This is a genomic window from Bradyrhizobium sp. HKCCYLS1011 (genome assembly GCF_051167795.1).
Taxonomy (GTDB): Bacteria; Pseudomonadota; Alphaproteobacteria; order Rhizobiales; family Xanthobacteraceae; genus Bradyrhizobium.
The window spans coordinates 67,992-83,110 of sequence record NZ_JBNPTT010000018.1 but is presented as its reverse complement, the minus strand read 5'-3'; the positions used below and the strand labels follow the sequence as shown (position 1 = coordinate 83,110).

Annotated in this window: 13 protein-coding genes; 5 read left to right on the top strand and 8 right to left on the bottom strand. The window is 60.9% G+C overall.

Going from position 1 to position 15,119, the window contains the following annotated elements; translation table 11 throughout:
* Nucleotides 1-186: 186 nt before the first annotated feature.
* The 4 genes from ACQR1W_RS39230 to ACQR1W_RS39215 all read right to left on the bottom strand — a co-directional run bounded on the left by ACQR1W_RS39230 (nt 187) and on the right by ACQR1W_RS39215 (nt 3,751).
* Nucleotides 187-1,050 (bottom strand): urea carboxylase-associated family protein, encoded by an 864-nt coding sequence (locus ACQR1W_RS39230; protein ID WP_434855780.1) that lies wholly within the window; start codon nt 1,048-1,050, stop codon nt 187-189.
* 123 nt (nt 1,051-1,173) lie between these two features.
* Entirely contained in the window at nt 1,174-1,989 is an 816-nt protein-coding gene (locus ACQR1W_RS39225) for a DUF2262 domain-containing protein (protein WP_434855779.1), read from the bottom strand.
* A gap of 191 nt (nt 1,990-2,180) precedes the next feature.
* Nucleotides 2,181-2,705, bottom strand: a complete 525-nt coding sequence (locus ACQR1W_RS39220; protein ID WP_434855778.1) for a DUF6924 domain-containing protein — start codon at nt 2,703-2,705, stop codon at nt 2,181-2,183.
* Nucleotides 2,706-2,899: 194 nt separating this feature from the next.
* On the bottom strand, nt 2,900-3,751 hold the full coding sequence (locus ACQR1W_RS39215; RefSeq protein WP_434855777.1) for a hypothetical protein: 852 nt from the start codon (nt 3,749-3,751) through the stop codon (nt 2,900-2,902).
* Nucleotides 3,752-4,205: 454 nt separating this feature from the next.
* On the opposite strand from ACQR1W_RS39215, the gene ACQR1W_RS39210 reads away from it, so the two are divergent.
* From ACQR1W_RS39210 to ACQR1W_RS39195, 4 genes are all read left to right on the top strand, one after another.
* Nucleotides 4,206-4,730 carry a cytochrome P460 family protein gene (locus tag ACQR1W_RS39210; protein WP_434855776.1) on the top strand — a complete coding sequence of 175 codons (525 nt, stop codon included), beginning with the start codon at nt 4,206-4,208 and terminating at the stop codon, nt 4,728-4,730.
* Between the two features lie 223 nt (nt 4,731-4,953).
* Entirely contained in the window at nt 4,954-5,346 is a 393-nt protein-coding gene (locus tag ACQR1W_RS39205; protein WP_434855775.1) for a hypothetical protein, read from the top strand.
* 401 nt (nt 5,347-5,747) lie between these two features.
* Nucleotides 5,748-6,509 (top strand): hypothetical protein, encoded by a 762-nt coding sequence (locus tag ACQR1W_RS39200; RefSeq protein ID WP_434855774.1) that lies wholly within the window; start codon nt 5,748-5,750, stop codon nt 6,507-6,509.
* Nucleotides 6,506-6,877, top strand: a complete 372-nt coding sequence (locus tag ACQR1W_RS39195) for a hypothetical protein (protein ID WP_008967896.1) — start codon at nt 6,506-6,508, stop codon at nt 6,875-6,877. The genes ACQR1W_RS39200 and ACQR1W_RS39195 overlap by 4 nt, the downstream gene beginning before the upstream one ends.
* A 497-nt stretch (nt 6,878-7,374) precedes the next feature.
* On the opposite strand, the gene ACQR1W_RS39190 is transcribed toward ACQR1W_RS39195, so the two are convergent.
* Nucleotides 7,375-8,418, bottom strand: coding sequence for a medium chain dehydrogenase/reductase family protein (locus ACQR1W_RS39190; RefSeq protein WP_434855773.1), 1,044 nt, complete (start codon nt 8,416-8,418; stop codon nt 7,375-7,377).
* A gap of 333 nt (nt 8,419-8,751) precedes the next feature.
* Entirely contained in the window at nt 8,752-9,387 is a 636-nt protein-coding gene (locus tag ACQR1W_RS39185) for a DUF1326 domain-containing protein (protein ID WP_434855782.1), read from the bottom strand.
* 688 nt (nt 9,388-10,075) lie between these two features.
* Here ACQR1W_RS39185 and ACQR1W_RS39180 point away from each other — a divergent pair.
* Complete coding sequence (locus tag ACQR1W_RS39180) at nt 10,076-10,687, top strand: hypothetical protein (RefSeq protein ID WP_434855772.1); 612 nt, start codon at nt 10,076-10,078, stop codon at nt 10,685-10,687.
* A gap of 885 nt (nt 10,688-11,572) precedes the next feature.
* Here the strand turns inward: ACQR1W_RS39180 and ACQR1W_RS39175 are convergent.
* On the bottom strand, nt 11,573-12,769 hold the full coding sequence (locus ACQR1W_RS39175) for a DUF418 domain-containing protein (RefSeq protein ID WP_434855771.1): 1,197 nt from the start codon (nt 12,767-12,769) through the stop codon (nt 11,573-11,575).
* 824 nt (nt 12,770-13,593) lie between these two features.
* On the bottom strand, nt 13,594-15,105 hold the full coding sequence (gene ppx / locus ACQR1W_RS39170; RefSeq protein ID WP_434855770.1) for an exopolyphosphatase: 1,512 nt from the start codon (nt 15,103-15,105) through the stop codon (nt 13,594-13,596).
* Nucleotides 15,106-15,119: the final 14 nt, after the last annotated feature.

The window sequence follows — 15,119 nt, the reverse complement described above, 5'->3', positions numbered from 1 at the left end:
ACTTGGCCCATACTTGGCCCCGGGGCTGCCGATTTTCGTGCTGCAGCAAGGTGGCAGCTATCGCCGTCCACCGGCCGTGGCGCGTCAAAATGGTCCGGAGAGCAGCTCGTGCCCCAACGCGGGCATTTGGGCGGCAATGCTCGCGCGTAGCCCGCAATTCCCGACCAATTTTCGAGGGCATCGAACCTAGTCAGGTCCGCCATGGCGGCGATGGTAATCGCTCGGCGCCGGCCACGGCCAGTTGGCAAGTGTCGATCGATCCGGCTCAAAGATCTCGACCTTGAGCGGGTGGCATGCGGCAGCGTCGCTCGAATGCGTCGCGCTGCAGTCGCCGCCGGGGCAGGCCGATAGCGCGCCGAGCAGGTCGATCTCGGCCAGGAACTCGATAAAGTCGCCGGGGCGGACCGGGCTCGCCTTCATGAAATATTGGTGCGTGTCCGCCGTAAAGCCGGTGCACATGAAGACGTTGAGCACGTCGTGCACGTGGTGCTCCACCGTATCAGGCGCGGCCTTCAATTCCGCACCGAGCGCGCGCGAGAGGTTGGAATGGCAGCAGAAGTCATAGGCGCGGCCGTTCAACAGCGTGTTGGTGTAGGGATCGCAGCGCGTGCCGATCACGTCATGCACGCCGGCGCCATCGGCGTCCCAGCCATACCAGCCGAGCGTGTCATGGCTGATGGTCGCCATCGGCCTGAGATAAGGCATGCTGCTCCAGAGCCGGTCGCCGGTGCTGACATGGGTGGCGTGCAGCGCCCGGGTCTTGCCGCTGAAGAAGCGCTCGGCGAGATCGTCGGCGTTCCAGAGATTGAGATCGCCGACCTGCGGGCCTTCGATGCTGACGATGCGGACAAACTGGCCGCGTGAGACGCGAAACGTCCGCGCATCGCGCGGCGGCACCACGATCTCGTCGGTCTTCACCAGTGTCGCGCGCGCGGCCTCCAGTACGGCCATGTCGGGCCGCGGCATCGCGCCGGCGGGATAGACGATTGCGGGCCTCGCTGCCCGGCGTGCGGCGGCGTCGGCGGGTTCAGGCGGAAGCTTTGGCGACATCGTTTCGAACTCGGGTCACTGCAAGGGATCGCGTGAGGACGGATAGCCTCCGACCAAGGCTTGCTGATTGTCTTCGATGGTCAACCGGTTCGCGGGCAAGACCATGCGCGAGTGAGAACGTTATCACTGAATATCCGCCGAGTGCGCACCATCAAACAGGTTTCCGATCACCTCAATGTCGTGACCGCCGAACATATCATCGTCATGGCACGAGAATTCGAAACGGCCGGTCTGATAGAGGACGATCCCTTGCGGTGTGATCCTGTCGAAGAACTCTTCGGCGGTGACCTCCTCCTCGTCATCCGCAAGCCAGTTCTCGTTCTTGAGGTCAAGCAGGCTTGTCACCGCGCACGCGCGGACAGCCTGGTCCCATTTGGCCTGAGAGTTCCACAATGCGTGTGCCAACGCGATCAGCCGCTCGACATTGTCACATCCGGACATCGAGAGGCGCAAGACGACCTCGTTCGATATCCAGGTCGCAGTGGTCTCGAACCAGTTGACCCGGCGATCCAGGGTGAACAGGCCGAACCTGTCGTCGTTGACCCTGACGGGCCGGCCCAGCGCCTCCGCACGGCTCGTGAGGTCGGCATCGCCGTCATACATCACCGCGACGATGTCGACGAGTTCGCCTTGCGGCGTTCCAAACGCGTTCTCGTCCGCGACCTGGGCGCGAATGCGCACGACGTCGAACGCCTTGACCCGCATCAGGGACGAACGACGTGTCGCCTCGCTGACGGCACCACGGATCGTGAGCTTACGGTCCTGGATCGCGCCACCCTCATATCGCCAGGGCTCGAGGGTGAACATCAAGTTGTGCGTGCGACCGGGGATTTCCGACCCCCAGGCCCCGAGCGGGCCGACCACGCCGACGATGTCGGTGATCTCCCGATGTTTGAGTTGCGCCAGCAGCTCGACGAGGTTCTTCGGTCCATCGACCATGTTCAGCGCCCGTGAGGTTCTCGGCAGGCCAGGGCATTCTTGCGGAGAGGAATGCCGGCGTTACGCGAAAAGATGACGGCATCGAATCTAGAGCGCTTCGCTGCCTACGTCACGATTGGGGAGTGGACTTCCGCAAGCCTGACGTCCGGGTGTGGCCCAAATGCGACGTATGGCGTTTTCCAGACAGCCAGTCACGGGAGCGGCCGATCTCCGGTCCGATCAAAGCCGCGGAAAATCCCGTCTGGATCAACATTGTCCGCGAATTCACAGAAGCCCATATTCCAAACGGAGAGATTATTCTGCACGCAGTATACCTCGGCCGGAATAACACGAAAGGTGCGGCCGAGTTCGTCGTGCAGATCCACGACGAGAATTGGACGCTCAGGATGTGTGAGCGAGGTTAGATCGACGACAAACATGAAAAAGTGGTTCGCTGCGAGGGGAATGAGCTGTTCAAGAGTCAACCCTTCATAGTCCCGGTCGCTGATGCATTCCACATAAGCTCGGAAATCTGCGCCGTCATACCCTTCCACGGATTCTTGCATCGCTGCGCAAATCAAGTGCCAGGCGGCTTCGTTCGAGAAGTCCGTCCGCAATACTAACGAAAATAAGTCCTTGGTCTCCGGAATGATCTTCATCGAGGCGGTGAACCTACTCTGGGATCGGTGAGATTGAGCCGCGATTGCTGCGGCGGCAATGCCGCGAGCGCCGTCCATTCTTTCTGTTGTCGCGGACGTACGTTTTCGTAGAGGTGAGTGCAGACGCCGGCGCCAAGTCGATGGCAGTATACCATTTCAAGGGTGCTCTCAGCAAGAAACTCGCGATCGCGCCCGTCCTAAGCTCATGCCTAGCGATCAGTTCTCCTCACCATTTGCGGCGCGTTAGTTAACGATGCGATTGTTCTTGGCAACTACCAGAGCATCGCCTTGTGAGGCGGCGCCTGTTCTTCGAACTTCAGCGAACTTAAATCCGCGACCAGTTTCAGGGCGCGGTCGCCATGATTGAGATATTGGCTAAACCGATCCTTGCGCAGCCGGAACAGTCTGCAGCCTTTGGCAAACAGCAGATGGCGATCATGCCAATCCGCCCAGTTCGTGCCCGGCAACTTGAATAGCTCGTTGCCCTCGCTATCAAAGATGATGTGATCCGTTCGATACCGGGTGCCACCGCTTTTCCCTGAGCCGCGCATCTGCATTTGCAATGTCAGGCCGGTGTCGATCTTTTTCTCGTACACGATCGGATAAGCGCAATGAGGGGTTGGGCTATCCATTGTGGTTCGACCGCAGTATTTCCACCCATTCCGTTCAAGCAAGAAATGGTGGATCGGAAAGTCCTCGCCGTGGCCGGCATACTGGCCAAACTGAGCGATCTTCAGGTTGCTCGGGAGCGAGAAGTCCGGCGCGAGATCATCCTGGCCCGGCGAATGATTGAGCCGCACGGAATGGTCCTTATCGAAAACACCACCGCCGCCCCACGTGTCGCCTTTCGGCCACAACGCTAAAGCGCTGAAGTAGGGTGGTCGACTGATCGCCGTCCAGGAATAGAACGGTGGTTTGAATTTGGCCCCGAAATAGATCAACAAATCTCCGGACGGCGATAGATCGCACCGACGTTCATAGATGCGTCCCTTGAACCACTGACCCGGCTGTAATTTGTCGGTCGTTAGGTTCCATTTGAGCAGCAGGACCTGCTTCGACGGCCCGCGGCGGAGGACGACCGCGACAGGCGCCTCGCGCGCTGAGATGACAAACAAGCTGCTCATGCCGCGATTCCATACCAGAATTCACGTTCGAGCGACGCGCCATCAGGCCTCGAAGCTAACGGGATGTTACCGCGCACAAGCTGACCCCGGTCCGGGCTAAGTCGAGACAACGGACGTGTGCAAGGCCCTTGTCGATCGCGCTCAGGGGATCCTCGTCGGAGCGCTTTTCTAACATGGATCAGATCACCCGGTTCCGCCTTGGAATATACTCGGCGCAGCAATACTGCGGGCATAGGGAGCTTCCTCATACCTGCAAGCTCACAAGACCAAAAGACAACACAGCGGCAGATAACAGCCGGCGACTTCAGGACTCATTGGCGCCGGGCAGGGGCCATTACGGTCTCGACCTCACGGCTCTGACTCATCCGCTTGCTCAGCGGACGCTGCTCGCCGACATTGACGTTCAAAACGTGAGGCAAATAAGCTCAGCTTCGCCCATTGGGATAGGACCGCCATGATGCGCAAAACCAAGCTTTCGATTGCGATAGCCACGGCAGCGCTCGGCGCCGCGGCCGCTTACGCCGAGGACAAATACGCCCTGAAATCGCCGGACGGGGTCGCGTTCTCGGACTTCAAGGGATACGAGGACTGGTCGGTGGTTTCTTCCGCACGGACCGACGAAGTCCTCAAGGTGATCGTCGCCAATCCGACCATGATCGAGGCGTACAAGGCCGGCGTTCCGGGCAACGGCCAGCCTTTCCCGGATGGCTCCAAGATCGCGAAGCTTCAGTGGAAACCAAAGAAGAGCACGGAAGCCCCATTCGCCGTGGATGTGCCCGACGTGTTCACGCAGGCGTTCGTGATGGAAAAGGACAGCCAGCGATTTCCGAAAAGCGGCGGCTGGGGATACGCGCTGTTCAACTACGATGCCGGATCGGACAGTTTCGCAGCTGATCCCAGCCCCTCAGATTGCGGACACGCATGCCATGTGGCCGTCAAGGCGAAGGACCACATCTTCCATCCGTACCAGAAACGTTGAGCTGCGCACGCCGTCGATAGCGGGTGCGCGGCCTCTCACTGGTGATGTCCGGATCGGCTTGAGCTGGCCACATGCGTAAAGTCACGGCGTCCGCTCCTGAGGATCGGGCGGACTCGCTCCTTTGTTGCTGGCGCTGCGGCCTGCACAGCCCAGGCCTCACTGGCGATGCGAATAAATTCGCGCTATTGGCGAAGCGCCAGAGCAGGGAAGTGAAGGACAGCTGATGAAGTGTCTTCGGATCTACGCCACCCCGGACGGTGAATCTCACTTCGGCGAAGTGGAAATCCCCATGACGGCGAAGCTGACCGTTGCTCCCGGTGCCAAGCCGTTTCAAGTGTCCGGGCGCTATCTCGCGTCGAGCATCGAGTTTACTCAGATCCCTGCCGGCATGCGACAGGTTGATTGGCACACAGTTCCGTCGCGCATATTGACTGTCAGGCTGACCGGGGCGGTCGAATACGAGACGAGCGACGGCGAGGTGCGCCACGTCGCTGCGGGCGAGTTCGTGTTGGTGGAGGACACACACGGCAAGGGCCATCTGTCTCGTCACTCCCCAGACGCGCAAACCGTGCTTTGGATCAGGCTGCCCGACGGCCTCGATTTGCCGCCCGCATAGTTCGCAGGGAGCGTTATCGACCACGACGCTGAAATTTGCAGCGGGACCGTAGCGGATCTCCCCGATGCCGCTTGGATGTTCGCCCACAGGACCGAACCAGAAGCGAGCCACCCGAGAGCCGAGCGGCCGATTTTGCCTATAGCGGACATCAACCGCGTGGCGTCATCACCGCGAACGATGGCTGACGTCAACCTGTTAGTTAGCGAGCGATGGCGGCCGCTGTTAACCACGAAACAAGTCTGCAGATGAAACATGGTAAAATTTGAGATAAATTTTAGTCATTGAAGAGTTCACCGACGCATTGCGTCTCGTGAGCAAGCAAGAACAGCTTTTTCTTCTTCGTGTTGCCGTCGGCGGGCGGCTTGTGAATTTACATTTCACCGGCGCGCGGAGCACTGCACATGAAGCAGCTGTTTTTGGCTGCCATCATCACGATGGCGGCGAGCGAACTTGCATGGGCTCAATCATCGACGACGACGGGAACGGGCCTCGGCCTTGCCAAGTCAGCCTCGAACGCACAGGCGATTTCGGGGCAGGGCGGCACGGGAGTCGGCGTCGCCGCAATCACCACCAACAGCAACGTGCCGGCCGAGCAAACGGTCAAGAGCGTGCCCGGCATTGTCGCGCCGGGCTTGGCCGCGGCCGGGCTCGAAACGTGCCTCGGCTCGGTTTCCGGCGGCGGGGCCTTTGTCGGAACCGGCTTTAGCTTCGGCAGCACGATCCCTGATCCCGGCTGCGCGGCGCGGCTCGATGCGCGCACCTTGTGGAGCTTCGGACTGAAGAAGGCGGCGGTCGCGCGGCTCTGCCTCAACCCGGACATCTATCGCGCAATGCCGGAGGTCTGCGTCAAGTACCTGCCGCCGTTGGCGCCGGACTATCGCGCCCCGCCAAAGGTCCCCACTCGCACCGCGCAGGCAGAAGCGTCCGAGGAGCAGGCCTACACCGGCGGCGACATTTGGCTGGTGGAAGGGGCAACCGGCAAGACCCGTCTCTGCAAGGACTACGATGTGACCCAGCAAAGCTGCCGTGTCTGGGCTCACGTCGCTCACCATTCGACGCCGAAGAAGAAGGCGCCAGCGGGTGGTGAAACGTCTCACACGGCGGCATCTCCAGCCCCGGCATTCGCCGAGGCAGTAACCGAAAAGAAAGGGAAGTCACAATGAAGAAGCTGTTGATGAGTATTTCGTTCATCGCTCTGGTGGGAAGCATCTTGCCGGCTGATGCCGGGTCCACGCTCGCCATTGGCGGCGGTGCCAATCTTGGTAATGTGACCACGCTCACCGGTGCTGCAACGTTGGGCAATGCCGCAGCTGCTTCGGCAGCCAATGGCATTAATACTTCGGTGGGGAGCGGGGTTGCCGTTGCAACGCCTGCGGGGAGCCTCAGTGCGGGCATTGGCAGCTCGATCGGTCAGTCAATCGGTCAATCCGGTGCAGTGGCCGGTCCGGGTGGTGGCGCGGCCTTGAGCGGCGCTTTGTCCAACAATCACGGGATCGGCGTCGGCGGAGGCTTCACCAACGTCCTGCCCTAAGACAGACGATAGCAGCATGGTGACGCACCTCGTCACCATGCTGCTGGTCGGGTGAGGCGTTTGATGCTGCGAAGTGCGAGGGGCGACAGAGAAACGACTTGCCTCGGCCATGCCGGGCCGTCAGGTTCCGTGTAGATCAAATGATACGTATCCGCGGTGCCGGATATGCCAGGGTGAGTTATGCCCCTGCATCGCACTCACGGCCATATCATCTATCGATTGCCGCTCCTGCAAGATCACATTGCGCTTGAACAGTCCAGCAGAGCGGTCGAAAGGGCGAGAGAGGTGCTTCGGCTCTGCCCCGCCCCGAACACCTTCCTGGGCCACAAAACGCAAGAGCCCTTCCCAAAAGAGAACGACGAGCAGTGACGCCTCTGACGCTCTTTCGCGATCCATGCGGTATATCGAGTCCGATGCGCTGCTTGTGACCCAAGGTGTAAGTCGAGTGTCTCGTTCTTTGATCGCGGCGCCGGCGCTGTAAGTCGGTATCTGCCGTGTCAGGCGGCACGATGATCGTGTCGCGACGACAAATCCGGGCACAGCACGAGCTTGCCCTCGAGACCGCCGGCTTCGAGGCGCCGATGCGCTTCAGCTACTTCATCCAGCGAGATCCGTTCGGCGACGCGCGGCTGGATGGCGCCACTGCTCAGCAGCGCGAGCAGGCGCTTCAGGTCCTCCACAAACCATTCAGGATGTTGCAGCCGCATTGCATTGATGGAGTAGAACAAGGCCCGTCTCCCGCCAGGCAGCCACCTCCAGAGATACAATCGCGCGATCCACATCAGCATCGTGAGCATGCGTCGCTGGCCCTGCACTCCCGCCGAGTAGCCATAGGCGCAAAGCAGGCCGCCGGGCTTGAGCGCCGCAATCGAGCGGCGATAGCCGTCCTCCGCGATGCCGTCGAATACGACATCAAACCCGCCCGGTAGGACTCGGGTGAAGTCTTCACGCTGATAGTCGATCGGCGTGGCCCCGAGTTCGCGGATCAGCGTGGCGTGCCTTCCATGAGCAGCGCCCCAAAGTTGAAGCCGGGCCATGCCGCCGAGAACGAGCAACGCCTGACCGACTGCACCGGCAGCTCCATGCACCAGTATGCGCTGTCCTGGCTGCACCTGCCCAGCCCGGTGCAGCAGCTGGTACGCCGTCATCCAGCTCAGGATCAGCGTGGCTGCCTGCGCTACGTCAAGACCCTCCGGCACTGGGGTCAAGTGGTTTGCCTGGAGCGTGCGATAGGTCGCGTTCGATCCGAGCACTGTCATGTCCGCCACACGGTCGCCAAGCTGAAAGCCGCTCACGCCATCACCCAGCTGATCGATTTCCCCGACGACATCATAGCCCATGACAAAGGGTGGGCGCCGGGCTGCAGTTTGCGGGTAGACATGACGTCGGATCAGCGTATCGGTGTACTCAAGCCCCGAGGCTAGCACGCGGACGCGCACCTCGCCCGGACCTGCTGCCGGCAGGGGAGCGTCGACCACTTCGAGCTCCTCGGGACCCCCGAAGCGCCGGAGTTGAACAACACGATTGTGAGGTTCAATCATGTGCCGATCCTTCCCAATGTCGCATTAGAAGCATCAGGAGTGGCAATTGGCCGCCAGCAATCATCTCGAAACTTGCGCTGTAATTGATTGATGCAGATCAATTCCGCTCTTGGGCCCAACGCGGCCGACCGCATCCCAGATGCGAGGTCGGCTGTTCAGGCTAGAGCCGACCTGCGGCGGTCCAACGCCAAACGGCGGGTTGTGACCTGAAGCGGTCTTGACTCACAGGAGCTACTCAAGAGCCGGTTGAAGCAGATCAAACGTAAGGCTTGCAGCGACAAGCCTCTCGCGCCTCAGGACGAGTTCAAGGGCACGGCCTCTCAAAGCCTCTGCTCAGTGGATGATCCCGTTTGGCCCCATGTGCAGCATACAGAAATGCGCGTGGCGTCCGGTCCACTCATTTTCGATCGTGCCCGTGGTCTTTGCCGTGCTGCTCGCAAATTCCGCCTCGATATATTCGAAGCCGTGCGGCAGCACGATCTTGGCGCGATGCTCTTCGCCGGTGACAGGATTGCGGATCGGCTCGCTCTTGACGTCGATAATTCCGGCGACCGAGACACGGCCGCTTCGCTTCTCTTGGTCGACTTCAAACTCGATTGGTGCGAACAGCGGCTCGTGAAAGGTCTCGGTCATCGCCGCAACAACGTTGAAGATGGTCGCGAACTGTTCGGTCTCCTGCCCGGCCAGGATCTTCAGGAGGGCTTCGCGCTGGTGCGTGTCGGCCCGCTCGTCGATGATGGCCAAGGCTTCGCCGTGCCCCTCATGGATGGCTCCTGGCCAGGCAAGGATCGCGGCGGCCTTCAGTCCGTTCAGCCGGACGTCACCGAAATGACCCTCGTCCACCCGCAGGGCGACGACCGCGCGGCAGTTGCCTCTAGTCGGCCGAGCATCGAACTGGCAGGGGCATCCCCAGTCGCAGTTGCAGGTGGCTAGCTCCGGTCCCTTGATCATCCAATCGACGTGGGCCATGGCAATCCTCCTCTCATGCTGGTGAGGGTGTTCGAGTTTGCCACCGGCGGCAGACGTGCGCATCAGCCCGCCGGCACAGCGCGACAAATGGTCGCCCCGGCCCAAAAGGTCAGTGGGACTGCACTTCTCGCAGCTTTTAGATGAGCAGCTTTTATATGAAACGTGCCTGATGTCCGCAACGGGTCCAACTGCCGACTGCAGTGTGTTGACGGAAATACAAAGAGAGCAAACAAGTGGATGGGTAAGCTGCTCGTCAGAAACGTCGTGAACAGCCAAGTCCAATTTGTTGTGATCCAGATAGCCGAACAATCTTGCTGTTGTGGGCTGCTGATATCCGGACAGAGCTCTTCGAGCCTACGCGGGAAACTACGTCGAGTTCAGCGCAAACCAGCTCGACGACTCGCTCGTATGGCGTTTCTGCACTTGACGAGAGGCGGGAAACAGGATTGCGACGCAGGCTCTCCGATCCTCCGCTGCACTTAACCGTTCTGCAGAAGTGGAAGTGGCTTGTGAGGTCTGCGAAGGCTGCGCGCAGCAATTCCATTCGTCGTGCCAAGCTCGCCGCAATTCTTCGACTCTTGCGGTAGCTCGCTACTTAAAAAGCAGGCATCCTTTGACATGAGTCAAGCTCGGGCTGGCAATGCCAACTAGACGACTTTGGGGGCTTATCTTAGGAGGAAGCCCATGCGTGTTGCGTGTTGCGCTATTTTGTTCAGCGATTGTTGTCGTATCGACGGTGACAGGTGCAGCGGCTGCCGACAATCTCAAGGGGACTTATTATCTTGTGGGTACTCAGGTCTGCCTCGTCGCGCCGGCCGGGTTCAAGCAAGACAGTAACGGCAACTTCACGATCCCGATTGGCGATACCAACCTCAGCCAGCTCACGACCGAAGGTCGGGTTATTTACCGTGGCGATGGGACTGGTGAGGCGCAGCAGAACTTCGTGACCATTGTTCCGCCACCCAATCCTTATGGAGCGGCAGTAAGTGCGGGCACCATCTCTTACTCGTTCACTTACACGCGCGAGGGAGATCACGAATATCGCATGACCGTCAAGCCGGGCACGTTTCGCGGTATGCTGAATGCGGGGCCAAATGCTGGCCAGCAATTCTCCATCGAGGGGGATAGCAGGTTGTTCCGGGTCTCCGATGATGGAAAGAGGCTTGCAGCTGCGATAGACAAGCCCTTCGTCCAGAAAATCAGCTTCTCGGGATCGTCTGACCCTGTTTCACGAGTCTGCACGGCGATCAGCAATCAGTCGCTGATCAACGAATCCGTCACGGTGGGGACTGCCAGGTGACAGGCTGATTGCGATTGGCGCCTTACGCAAGGTTCGGCGCAGGCTCTGACGCCTGCACCGCTTCTACGTACAAGGCTCGATACCGGACAAGATTCCGATATCGATACTGGATCGCCGGTCAGCGACGATTGCGCGTCGCCAATCCCTATACCCGCAATCTCTGAAAAGGAGGGATTCACCACGCCCCCGTGAACTACACTGAAAATGACATCAAAACGATACGCAAGCCCGAACTGGCTGCACAATCGGCCACCGAATGGGACTCGATAACGTCAGCGCATACAGCGCTGCCTGCGGTCAGTCTAATAAGGAAAGGACATCGCATGCATCCGTTCGTCATGGCCATCGCGACGGCTACCCAAATGTTTACGCCCGTTTCAGATGCCGTCCCCAAACTCAACGTCGAAGCGACCTGCAGAGGGTCGGTCGAGGCCGATAAAGAGATGGGTTTGAGCTTACCTCAAAGCTTCGACAAGTGTATGAAGGACGAGAACTCCGCGCGTGAGCAATTAGGTCCGATCTGGTCGTCGTATCCCCCGACTGTCAGGACCCAGTGTGAGGGAGAGGCGATAAGCGCAGGCGAAGCGAGCTATGTAGATCTATTGACCTGTCTTCAAATGAATGATGGGTCAGTCGCGACGTCGGTAACTACGTTGAGAGGCGCGAGCAAAAAGAAGAGAACTTCAAAATAGCCGGTGCTAACGGCCTTGCCGAATGGACTGCCCGTCCCGGACCTTCCGATCTGCGCCCGCGATGTCGGCTTCCGGGCCTCGATCAGAAGTAAGCGGTCGGGGGACCGACAGGCCGCTTTGACCCCGGCTGTGTGACTTCCTGTGTGAAAAGTCTGATTGGACACAACCGAGACCGCGGACCTTGGGCCGTGCACTAAATGGAGCTGGTGAGTGGTGCAATCGACATCGGCTGCATGGTGCCATACATCAGCGTTCGCCATAGCCATTCGACCGGGCCGTATCGGTAGCGGCCCAGCCACCACGCACTGAAGAATACCTGAGCGACGTAGACGGCGAGGCCGATGGCGAGCGCTTTTGCTGCACCGATCGAACCGAACAGCCCAAGGCCGTATCCATAGAAAATCCAACCGAAAATCAAGGATTGGGCGAGGTAGTTTGTGAACGCCATCCGCCCCAACGGCACAGCCCAGCCCAGCAATACCTTTCCGCTTGTCAGGTTTGCGATCGCAAGGATCGCCGCGCCGTAGCCAAGCGCTAGCGCAATTGTGCCGACGGGCGTCGCGAGCCTGCCGATACCCGTGACCGCGACGAAGCTGCTCGAACCTGAAAGGATAAGAAGGGCGCCGAGACCGATGCAGACGGCGGCTGTCGAGAACAGGAGCACCCGATGCGGCGTTCGCAGGACGCCGCATCGCCAAACGAACGCACCGAACAGAAACAGCCCCAAGGTGCGCGGCAACATGTACACGTGCAGGGGAACGAATAGTGGGACTTCGCGAAGTCGGAATGCCAATACATCGGCGAAGCTCCCCGTTGCATAAATCTGATTGGCCTCCTGCACGTCGCGTTGGATCGAAGTGAAGCTGGGAAATAGTCCGGCCGGCGGCCATACCTGCATCGCGAGATACACCCCGAGGAACGCCACCGCGCCACCCGCTAGAAGCCAGCGGGGACCGAATAGAAACGGCAGGACAATGAGACCAGCGAGCGCATATTCGGTGAGGATGTCGCCGTTCCAGATCAGGCACAGGTGGATGAGTCCGAACGTCAGCAAGACGATCAGGCGGCGAAATAACAGAGCAGCGCGGCGTGGAGATTCGGAAAGATGCTCGAATTGAATGGCAAGTCCTATCCCGAAAAGGAGGGAAAAGAGAGCAAATGCCTTCAGATCGACAGCCAGCATCAAAACAGTCTCAACGGCCCGGTCGAGTGGAGCTGCAGGCCGCACGGCGGACAGGAACTGCTCGAAAATCGAAACGCGGAATTCCATGACCAGATTGATTGCTAGAACGCCGAGCAGTGCGACGCCGCGGAGCGCGTCGATACTGTCGATACGGTCCGATGGGTTCACCGGGCCAGGGCGTTCGTCACGGACGAGAGCGCGGGACATTGCACGGCGATTATAGATTGTAGGACGAATTTGGACAGATGCTCATGTCGGGCTCTGGCCCCCCGGACCATCCGATCTGCGCCCGCGCGGAGGGCTCCTCGCTAACGGGTGCGTGCCTCACATCGGGAGTGTTCGCTATCGGCCGAGACGATCGAGCAGGCAGATCGGTCCGGCCGACCCGCGGTCGCGGGAAGCGGGAAGAACTCGTCCTGATCGCGCGCGCCAAAACACGAAGTTCGCCAGCGATTCCAACGCGACTCGGCTTGTCCAGTCCCGCCGCGAAGAATTTTCTTGTTTCTTATTTTCAGAAATCGTGGTTCTCTGACGTATCCCGCCTCACCACGGAGGGGCGTTGCGCGCGATCGTCACGACACGCGAGGCGGGGAGGCGGTGGCCGCGAAACACCGGAAGCGCTCGCTGGGCGCGGACGAACGGTGGTTTGCGGACGGTGAAGCCGCGTGGTCCTGGCGCCTCGGTGCTGGCGCTAAGTTCGCGATGATGCAACTCGACATCGCTTTGCGATGCGAGGGCATCGCGCGGATGACGGGGGCAAAACAGCCGATCCCCGGGGAGAGCGCGGAGTAAGCCGTAAGCCCATCGCGCAGGGAATGCCGGTTGATCGGCTGCACCTGTGGTACCTGCCGCCTGCATTTTTTTCCGCAGGCGGGCCATGGGTGAGGCCTTCACCCGGCATTCCCTGCGCCCTCCGTCGTTCGAGGGTCGATTAGAACAAGCGCAACTCGGGCAACCATGCCGCGAGAACGCGATCGCACGTCGAATTGGGCTCTCGCATGTCCTGCATTGATAGCGCTGTGGATCGAGATCTAACTCAACACCACCGAACCGTTGCGGCCCACGAGCCGCGCCAGCTGCTTGAAGCGTCCGCCGACGCGGTCGGCGATCAGATCGACCATGCGATGTTCGAACACCAGCATCAGCTCGTCCCCGCGGGTGCGGAAGTGAGTCGCCGGCAGCACGCCGGGCCGGGCGGCCGAGACCAGATGGGCGACGCGGAAGGCCGTGCCCAAAATCCTGGCGCGTTCGATCTGGTCTTTCGGCAGGCGCCGCATCAGCGGCGGCGGCGCGGCCTCGTTGCGAAAGCCCTCATAACGAAAGAACACCGACAGCGCGACGAAGATGCGGCCCTCATGGCTGATCGAGCCGAAATTGCCGTTGAGGATGAGGCCATAAGTTTCTTCGCCGCGATGATCCGGATGCATCCGCCAGCCGATGTCCGACAACAGGCAGGCGGCGTGGCGCAGCCGTTTCTCCTCCTCGGTCTCGGCGAGGTGCGCGACGCGGACCAGCCGGTCGGTCCAGTCGATCAGCTCGCGGGCGTGGCGGGCCGATCGCGACAGCAGCTCGTTCAAGGTCTGGGCCGCGCTGAGCAGCCCGTCCAGGCTGCGTTCCTTTTCGGAAAGCTTGGCGTAGAGCAGGCCCTCCCGCACGCCATAGGTCGAGAACACGATGGTCTTCGGCCGCGCGACGCGGATGATGAATTCCAGCACCAGCGCCGCGTAGGCGAGCAGCGGCCGCCGCGCTTCGGCCACGGCCTCGATATCGGCGAGCATGTCGGCAGCCGCGAGCTCGCGCAGGCGGCGGGCAAAGTCGAGCGCCGGCGCGGCCGGAATGGAATAGCCGTGCATGACGCTAAGCGGATAGCCGCTCTGGATGATGTGAATCTTCGCCAGCGCGCGCCAGGTGCCGCCGACCGCGTAGAAGGTGCGGCCGTGCCCGGCCACGAGCTGCGGCAGATCGACCAGCGCGTCGCGGACGATCCGCTCCGCCTTCTTCAGGGATTTCTCTGCGAGGTCTTGCAGCGCAAGCCCGCCCAGTGGCAGCGTCACGCCGCTATGGACCTGGTGGCCGCGGACATCGATCAGCTCGAGCGAGCCGCCGCCGAGATCGCCGACCACGCCGTCCGGCTTGTGAAGGCCGGAGACGACGCCGAGCGCCGAATAGCGCGCCTCTTCGGTACCCGACAGGATCTGAATCCTGACACCGCAGATCTTCTCGGCGCGCGCGATGAAATCGGGACCATTGGAGGCGTCGCGGCAGGCGGCGGTGGCGATCGCAAAGACGCGCCCGACCTGCTGCACCTTGCACAGCGCGCGGAAGCGCGTCAGCGCCGTGAGCGCCTTGTCGACGGCATCGGTCGCGAGCAGGCCGGTGGTCTGAACCTCGCGCCCCAGGCCGCACAGCGCCTTTTCGTTGAACACGGTGACGAGGCTGCGCTCCATCGCCTGATAGACGACGAGACGGACCGAGTTCGAGCCGATGTCGATGACGCCGACGCTTGAGGGCCGCGCCGGCGCTCGCTTGCGGGCCCGCTTCACAGGACGTTTCCGCG